The organism is Paenibacillus sp. ATY16, from assembly GCF_003399985.2.
Taxonomy (GTDB): Bacteria; Bacillota; Bacilli; order Paenibacillales; family Paenibacillaceae; genus Pristimantibacillus; species Pristimantibacillus glycanilyticus.
In genome coordinates this window covers 473,922-480,684 of sequence record NZ_NMOK02000023.1, presented here as the reverse complement: position 1 = coordinate 480,684, position 6,763 = coordinate 473,922, and the positions used below count along the sequence as shown (strand labels likewise).

Annotated in this window: 8 protein-coding genes and 2 tRNA genes; 5 read left to right on the top strand and 5 right to left on the bottom strand. The window is 52.6% G+C overall.

The annotated features are described in order from the left end of the window. On the top strand, positions 1-1,433 hold a 1,433-nt coding region (locus CFI03_RS15150; RefSeq protein WP_481857684.1), incomplete at its 5' end, for an ATP-binding protein. On the opposite strand, the gene CFI03_RS15145 is transcribed toward CFI03_RS15150, so the two are convergent. Both CFI03_RS15145 and CFI03_RS15140 read right to left on the bottom strand, forming a co-directional pair. Beyond that, positions 1,398-2,435 carry a YkvI family membrane protein gene (locus CFI03_RS15145; protein ID WP_248757843.1) on the bottom strand — a complete coding sequence of 346 codons (1,038 nt, stop codon included), beginning with the start codon at positions 2,433-2,435 and terminating at the stop codon, positions 1,398-1,400. The genes CFI03_RS15150 and CFI03_RS15145 overlap by 36 nt on opposite strands. 89 nt (positions 2,436-2,524) lie before the next feature. After that, the gene (locus CFI03_RS15140; protein WP_248757842.1) at positions 2,525-3,229 is read right to left on the bottom strand and encodes a hypothetical protein; all 705 of its coding nucleotides are present in this window, start codon (positions 3,227-3,229) and stop codon (positions 2,525-2,527) included. A gap of 210 nt (positions 3,230-3,439) precedes the next feature. Here CFI03_RS15140 and CFI03_RS15135 point away from each other — a divergent pair, with 210 nt between their 5' ends. The 3 genes from CFI03_RS15135 to CFI03_RS15125 are packed head-to-tail and all read left to right on the top strand — an operon-like array spanning position 3,440 to position 4,597. After that, entirely contained in the window at positions 3,440-4,009 is a 570-nt protein-coding gene (locus CFI03_RS15135; protein WP_015845569.1) for a xanthine phosphoribosyltransferase, read from the top strand. Between the two features lie 40 nt (positions 4,010-4,049). Then, positions 4,050-4,364, top strand: a complete 315-nt coding sequence (locus tag CFI03_RS15130) for a hypothetical protein (protein WP_127497648.1) — start codon at positions 4,050-4,052, stop codon at positions 4,362-4,364. A 20-nt stretch (positions 4,365-4,384) separates the two neighbouring features. Further along, positions 4,385-4,597 carry a hypothetical protein gene (locus tag CFI03_RS15125; protein ID WP_248757841.1) on the top strand — a complete coding sequence of 71 codons (213 nt, stop codon included), beginning with the start codon at positions 4,385-4,387 and terminating at the stop codon, positions 4,595-4,597. Between the two features lie 125 nt (positions 4,598-4,722). Here the strand turns inward: CFI03_RS15125 and CFI03_RS15120 are convergent. Beyond that, positions 4,723-4,809, bottom strand: a tRNA-Leu gene (locus CFI03_RS15120). A gap of 122 nt (positions 4,810-4,931) precedes the next feature. Then, positions 4,932-5,018, bottom strand: a tRNA-Leu gene (locus CFI03_RS15115). A gap of 125 nt (positions 5,019-5,143) precedes the next feature. Here CFI03_RS15115 and CFI03_RS15110 point away from each other — a divergent pair. Beyond that, a complete protein-coding gene (locus CFI03_RS15110; RefSeq protein WP_248757840.1) occupies positions 5,144-5,971 on the top strand; it encodes a divergent polysaccharide deacetylase family protein in 828 nt (275 codons plus the stop codon). On the opposite strand, the gene CFI03_RS15105 is transcribed toward CFI03_RS15110, so the two are convergent. Further along, on the bottom strand, positions 5,936-6,646 hold the full coding sequence (locus CFI03_RS15105) for an N-acetylmuramoyl-L-alanine amidase family protein (protein WP_201001584.1): 711 nt from the start codon (positions 6,644-6,646) through the stop codon (positions 5,936-5,938). The two genes, CFI03_RS15110 and CFI03_RS15105, sit on opposite strands and share 36 nt — an antisense overlap. Positions 6,647-6,763: the final 117 nt, after the last annotated feature.

Genomic DNA, 6,763 nt, shown 5'->3' with positions numbered 1-6,763 from the left:
CGGCCCGCGAGCAGCTGCGCGCCGCTGCCGAGGCGCGCGCCAACGCGCTGCAGCGCAGCGAGCAGCTCGGCGCCGGCCGTGCCGAGCTGGCCCGCCGGCACGCGCGGCTTCGCGCTGCCGCCGGCGAACGCCGCGAGGCTGCCGCCGCCGCGGCGGCAGAGCGCGCAGCCGCTGCCCGGCAATGGCGCGGCTGGCTGGAAGCGATAGCGCTGCCGGACATGTCGCCGGATGCAGCGCTCGAAATATTCGAGCTCGCCGAGCAAGCTTTGCACCGGCTCCAGCAGCGGGACCGCCGCGCAGCGAAGCTCGCCGCTGCCAACGCCCAGCTCGCCGCGTTCGAGGCCCGCGCGGCGGAGCTTTGCGCCGCCTTCCCGGACGCGGCGCAGCGTCTTCCCGCGGAGCCCGCATTGGCATTGCGGCTCCTGCAGGCGGAGCTGCGCCGGCAGGCAGCGGCGCAGGAAGAAGCCGCCCGGCTGGATGAGCGGCTTCAAGCTCTTCAATTAGCCTTAACGGCGGTCGGAGACAAGCAGCAGCAGCTCAACTCTTCGATCCGGCAGCTTACGGAAGCTGCCGGCTTCCATAACGAAGCCGAGTTTGCAGCCGTTCTCGTTCACCGGAATCGATTGGAAGCCATCGATAACGAGCGGAATAAGCTGCGGATCGAGATCGAAGCAGGCATGTCGGAGGAACGGTTAAAGGAGCTGGAGCTGCTGCTCACCAGCCACGACGGAGATGAGCTGAAGCAGCTTTGCGAGCGGCTTCAATCGGAAGCCGAGCAGTTGGAGAGGAAGAGGGGAGATCTGCTCGATAAGCGGGGAAGACTGCGCCAGCAGCTTGAGCATTTGCTGCAGGAGGAGAAGCGCCGGGAGCTGCTGGCCGTCAAGGAAATGACGCTTGCCCGGATCACCGAGGATGCCGAGCGTTACGCCGTGCTGGCTGTCAGCGCCTCCCTCATTCGGACAACGAGACGGATATACGAGGAAGAACGGCAGCCCGCCTTGCTGAAGCTGGCAAGCGAATTTGTACGCCGTCTTACGGAAGGGCGATATAGCCGGGTGATGACGACCCCGGACCAGCCTTCGCTCCGGCTTGAGACGTCAGATAACCGATTAGTCGATTCCGTTATGTTAAGCCGCGGCACAGCCGAGCTGGTGTATCTGGCCATGCGGCTTGCGCTTGCCGTAGAACGAACAGCAGCAGCGGGCATGCCGCTGCTGCTGGATGATTTGTTCGTTAACTTCGACCGCCAGCGCCTGCAAGCCGTCGCCCAATTGCTTGGCGAATTGTCGTTATCGCGCCAATTGATCCTGTTTACCTGCCATGAGCATATTCGGGCTGCACTTCAGAATGGCATTCCTCATGCTAATCAAATCGAGCTGCCTGGCAGAAGCAGGCCGTTAGTGAGCCATCCTTCGTCGGATGACCAGGTATAGCCAGCCTAAGCTGATAAGGCCGAAAATCGGATAAAGCGTCGAGAGCAGCGGGCCAAAGCCGATTTGGCTCGCGAAATAGCAGAAGGCGAGAATGCCCAAGATGATTAACGGACGGGACCATTTCAGCCGCTCCTGGAGCTGGAGGGTCAGACCGTAAATGTCGGCAATAAGCGTCGTAAAGATCTCGGCGAATATGAGGAAAATATAAATATACTGCACGAAATGGCCAAGCTGCTTGGCGATGCCTCCCATCGGGATGGCAAACTGCTGGATGCCGGGCATATGGACGGATAACGCAATATGTCCGGCTAGCAGCATAATGCCGATTCCGATTCCGCCAATCCATGAGCCCAGTACAATGGTTTTACGGTCCTTAACCTCCGAGCCAAGCGGGACAAGCACGGCTTGCGCCATCGACAGGTTAAAGGCGGTATACAGGAATGGGGAAGCCCATGCCGCCCATACCGAGTGGTCCGTCGCAATCGTTATGAACCTGTCGGCTTCGGGCGTTTGGAACGTGTCCAGCATAATTAGCGCGGTGAATAGGAGCATAACCGGCACCACGATCGCGTTAACCGTCAGAATCGCTTTCATGCCTTTGCGAAGCAGGAAGTAACATGCGGCAATGGTGACGAGTAATCCCGTTTGATAAGAGACATTCCAATTCTCGTAAAAGATGGTGCCCGCACCGGCAAGCATCACGGCGGTTACGCCAAGCAGCACAACCAGCATGAAATGGCTGATCCATTTCCCGTACTTATCGCCAAACAACGCAATGTTCAGATCCTCGTAGGACTTCGCCCCGATTTCGCTTGCAATCAGCATCATCTTGCCGCCTAGCCATATAAAGAGCGCCGTCGCGACAGCGATCGTCAGTGTACCCCAATAGCCGAAGCGGGTGAAAAACTGCAAGATCTCTTGTCCAGTCGCAAAACCGGCGCCTACAATCGTGCCAATATAAGTGGATGCGATTTGAAGAGCCTTACCCGTACGCTTTACCATGGCATGTCCTCCCGAAAATAACCTTCTATATAAGAAGGTATGTCCAAAGAGGGACGGGCATGACAGTAACTTCCGGATAAGCGGTCCGGTTAAGCTCCGGCTAACAATTTGATCGAAACGATTTTGTTATGATCCGGATCCAGATCAAATTTGAGCAGCGAGTCTTTTCCTTGGTAAGTAATGATGTAGCTGTTCTGGGAAGTTGGTTTGCCAAGCGCTTTAAGCACGGTTTCCGTTTTGTCCTCGACGCGAACGCCGCTGAGCCCGGTTGCAATCGACTTATCGTAAACCTCTATGTACTGGATCGCTTTGTCTTCGTTGATCCCTACGGCAAAACCTTTGTATTCGTGAACCTCTATCGTCTCCGAATCGTCCTTCAGGCTGTATACGTCATTTGCTTTGCCATAGCGCTCGGATACTTTCGTGTTGGAATCGCCGATCCGAAGACCGAGCATGACAGGGTGGGAAGCATCCCATTGCTGCTGTTTGCTTGCCGTGCCAGTGCCGGACGGCGATGTGCTTTTGCCGGAGGATTCCGCGCTCGTATCTCCGCCGGACGCATTTGCGCCGCTTGCTGCAGGCTCCTTGGCGTAACTCCCGCTATCCTGTCCTTGGGAGTAGGTTTTCTGCGGACTGTCGCCCGTTGGGTAAGTGTCCGACGAATGGTCGGCTGGCTGCAGACTTAATGGAGTGTCCGTGTTCATCGTGTTCGAACAGCCTGTTGTCGCTATAAGGGAAAGGGCCATTGCGGCCGTCCATTTTGCTGCATAATATGTTCTCTTTGTCTTGTTCATGCGATTGCGCTCCTTTTGGGTCGCTTTTTGTCCTGAAATCTTATCTTTATTTACGTCCATATCTGGAAGAAGTTGCTTTGCATTATATATCTCTTCTATATAAAATGATTCCTCTCCTGCTTCGATAAAAAATTTGAAAGAGCCGGGTTGCGTTGTTTGCCTATCCTATGGTAAGTTATCGAAAAGAGATTTTGGTGGAGGGAAATGACGATGGATATTTTAAAAGAACGAATTTTAGAGCAAGCATCGGTACTTTCAAGCGATGTGTTGCGGCTGGATTCCATACTTAACCACCAGGTCGATCCTGCTCTTACGATGGAAATGGGACATGAATTCGCAAAACGGTTTGCTGACGAGAAAATTACGAAAGTTGTTACGATCGAATCCTCTGGTATTCCCGTTGCTTATGCTACGGCGTACGTACTAGGAGTACCGCTTGTATTTGCACGTCGCAAGAAAACTTTAATCGCGGATCCGGATGCTTATTCGGAGCGTGTTCCGTCCTTTACAAAAGGGATGGTGACCGATATTATGGTGTCGAAGCAGTTTTTGTCGGCTGAAGATAAAGTGCTCTTCATCGACGATATTATCGCTAACGGCGATGCAGCCCGCGGACTGATCAAGATCATTGAGAGATCCGGCGCAGAGCTGGTGGGCATGGGGATTGTTCTCGAGAAATCGTTCCAGGCCGGTTCAAGAACGCTTCGCGAACAAGGTGTGCGGGTTGAGTCGCTAGTAAATGTTACTTCTTTGAAAAACGGGCAAATTCAGTTCGACTAAGTTATAATGAGGGTGAAGGAACCGAGGGGAGGCAGCGGCAATGATAACTTCTGAATTTTTGACTGCGAAACTGGGTGACGCGAAAGTTCACTTCGAACGCGCGTTAGATTGCAAGCATACGGAATTTGATGATTTGTATCCTTATATGATTGAGCATCCGCAATTTTTCTGGTACAAGCGTTATGTTGCATGGTCGGAGCTTCTTACGATTGTGAAGCTTTGCGAAGAGCTCGGTGAGGAATGGAAAGGTCAATTCACGGAGCGTCAGGCAGAATATATCGCAAAGCGCGTCATGTCTTCAAGAGTGCTTGATGAATGGTATGAAACCAATGATTCCAAGGAGCATGTCGGTTAGTCCGCACGGAGGTATTAGCGGTGATTAGTGAAGAGCAGTTGGATCAGTTTCGCCAAAGCGGCGAGAAGATCCGTGTCGTTCGGGACGAGATGGAAGTAAACGACGTGATTGGAATCGTTGTTGCTTGGGATGACGCATCGGTTGTCATCCGTCGTCACAACAGACGGGTCGTCAAGCTGAGCCGCAATTACCGCTTTGAGCTTGCCTCAAGCGAACGCGGTTCTGTAGAATAGCAAGTACAGCATACAGCAGGAAACTCTGGTACGCAGGGTTTCCTGCTTTTTTTGCGTCGAGGCATACAAAAAAAGGTTTTGGTTGTCTATCGCTAGACTAACCAAAACCTTTGACTGTTTATGTATGGTGCGGTCGAGAGGACTCGAACCTCCACGGCTGTTACACCACTAGAACCTGAATCTAGCGCGTCTGCCAATTCCGCCACGACCGCAAATGTTGTTGCCAACGAAAGATATCATACCATTAAGTAAAGAGAAGAGTCAAGCTGTTTATTTAGAAATAGTTAAGACAAAAGAAAAAGGCTCCAGCTCATGCGCTGGAACCCTTTATGCATGGTGCGGTCGAGAGGACTCGAACCTCCACGGCTGTTACACCACTAGAACCTGAATCTAGCGCGTCTGCCAATTCCGCCACGACCGCATGCCTTATTACGTCCCCTATGGTAGCATGTACGGGTTTCATTCGTCAACCCATCCAATAAAGTTGCAAAATTCAGCATATTTTTCCTCCGTTGGACAAACAATGAAGGGGATAAAAGGGAAAGGGTGTATGACGTGAACAAACGAAAAAGAGCAGCTGTCATTTGGATCATTGCACTCGTGTTATTCATGCCGGCCGGTGCGGGACAAGCGATGGCCGCAGAGGAAGAACAAGCGAAGTCCGCAAGACAGTTTGCGATTGTAATCGATGATTTCGGCAACGGAATGAACGGCACGGATGAGATGCTGCAGCTGCCCGTTAAATTTACGGTAGCGATTATGCCGTTTATGCCAACCACCAAAAAGGATGCCGAAGAAGCGCATCGCCTTGGACACGATGTTATTGTGCATATGCCGATGGAGCCTAATAAAGGGCAAAAAAATTGGCTGGGTCCAGGGGCAATTACCGCTGATCTCAGCGATGCCGAAATTAAGAAGCGGGTAGAGGATGCCATTGATAACGTTCCGTATGCGGTAGGCATGAACAATCACATGGGCTCCAAAATTACGGCTGACGAACGGATTATGCGTATCGTCCTTTCGGTCTGCAAGGAACGGGGATTATTTTTCCTCGACAGCCGTACGACTTTCAAAACGGTTGTACCCAAAGTAACGGAGGAGCTTGGCGTACCGGCACTCGCAAACAACGTATTTCTTGATGACGTCTATACGGAGCAGCATGTATCGAAACAAATGACGATTGCGAAGAAGCATCTGGAATCCCATGCTACTTGCATCGTTATCGGCCATGTTGGGCCTCCGGGCAAAAAAACGGCAGCCGTCCTTAAGGCATCCATTCCAGGGATGCAATCAGACGGCCAAGTTCAATTCGTCAAGCTGTCGGATCTGGTTCCTTCGTTATCGGGTGATCCATTTATACTGCCGAATCCCTGAGGCGATTGCCGTGGCAACGCGAAGCTGCTCGCGTGGGTCGGTGAGCATCGTACGGTCGCCTTCATGACTGATAAAGCCCATCTCTACAATGACGGCCGGTTGGTCGACCTTGCGCAGCAAATAAAAAGGCTTGCCTTCTCTTGGGTAAAAAGCGGTTTGTTGTTGTCTATTCAGCGTGTCCTGTATGCAAAAAGCAAGAAGGGCGCTTTCACCCGTAGACTGATGCAGTACAAGCGGACCATGCTTGGATCTGTCCTTGGTCCAGTTCACGTGAAGGCTGACCAGCATGGTTGTCTCGATCTCGTCGGTTAACTGGCGGCGTTGCGACAAATCGCGCTTGTGACGAGATCTGCTCACATGCCACCGGTTCTCTTCGCTAAGCGCATAATCACCGGTGCGATTCAGCACGGCCGGAATGCCTTGACTATTAAGCAATAGGTACAGCTTTTGGGCGATGGCCAAATTTATATCCTTTTCCAAGGTATTTCCGGCTGTTGCGCCTCCGTCAATCCCGCCGTGTCCGGCATCGATCAACACGATAGCCGAAGGCATCGTCCAACCGTCCTCGGGAGCGTGCGCAATTTGCTGTTTGTTTTCCGGAACGGCAGCTGACAGCTGGGGCGCAAGACTAAGCAAGCCGATAAGCACAAAAACGGTAACCCGCATGACAAACAATTTGAATTCCTCCTTCAATATGCCAAGACTTGCGTGCAAAGCAGCTATCGATAGCGTGGCTTATTGAAGGAAAACTCATGCATGTTTACGATCTGGACAATCCGGGCAAACTTCTAG